The sequence below is a fragment of the Microbacterium sp. B19 genome, from assembly GCF_000333395.1.
Lineage (GTDB): Bacteria > Actinomycetota > Actinomycetes > Actinomycetales > Microbacteriaceae > Microbacterium.
In genome coordinates this window covers 1-926 of record NZ_BADA01000003.1, presented here as the reverse complement: position 1 = coordinate 926, position 926 = coordinate 1, and the positions used below count along the sequence as shown (strand labels likewise).

The 926-nt window shown below is 55.7% G+C and carries 1 rRNA gene; it reads left to right on the top strand.

Features of this window, described 5'->3' with window-relative positions:
* A 23S ribosomal RNA gene (locus I5G_RS26100) occupies positions 1 to 926 on the top strand; the annotation flags it as partial.

Sequence of the window (926 nt, the reverse complement as noted above, 5' to 3'; positions counted from 1 at the left end):
CTCACATAGGCTGAGACACGATGCGGATAAAAAGTGGGTGATCCTATGCTGCCGAGAAAAGCATCGACGCGAGTTTCTAGCCGCCCGTACCCCAAACCGACTCAGGTGGTCAGGTAGAGAATACCAAGGAGATCGAGAGAATCGTGGTTAAGGAACTCGGCAAAATGCCCCCGTAACTTCGGGAGAAGGGGGGCCATCCACTTATTAGGACTTGCTCCGAAAGGGTGTGGTGGCCGCAGAGACTAGTGGGTAGCGACTGTTTACTAAAAACACAGGTCCGTGCCAAGTCGCAAGACGATGTATACGGACTGACGCCTGCCCGGTGCTGGAAGGTTAAGAGGACCGGTTAGCCGCAAGGCGAAGCTGAGAATTTAAGCCCCAGTAAACGGCGGTGGTAACTATAACCATCCTAAGGTAGCGAAATTCCTTGTCGGGTAAGTTCCGACCTGCACGAATGGCGTAACGACTTCCCAACTGTCTCAACCGCGAACTCGGCGAAATTGCATTACGAGTAAAGATGCTCGTTACGCGCAGCAGGACGGAAAGACCCCGTGACCTTTACTACAGCTTGGTATTGGTGTTCGGTGTGGCTTGTGTAGGATAGGTGGGAGACTGTGAAGCGGACACGCCAGTGTTCGTGGAGTCATTGTTGAAATACCACTCTGGTCACTCTGGATATCTAACTTAGGACCGTGATCCGGTTCAGGGACAGTGCCTGGTGGGTAGTTTAACTGGGGCGGTTGCCTCCCAAGGAAAGCTCGGGCAAGATCGTCGACATCATCGGCGTGATCGATGGCATCGCCTTCCAGACCAACATCCTGGCCTTGAATGCCGCGGTGGAAGCGGCGCGTGCCGGCGAGCAGGGGCGCGGTTTTGCGGTGGTGGCCTCTGAAGTGCGGGCACTGGCCCAGCGCAGCGCGGCTGCC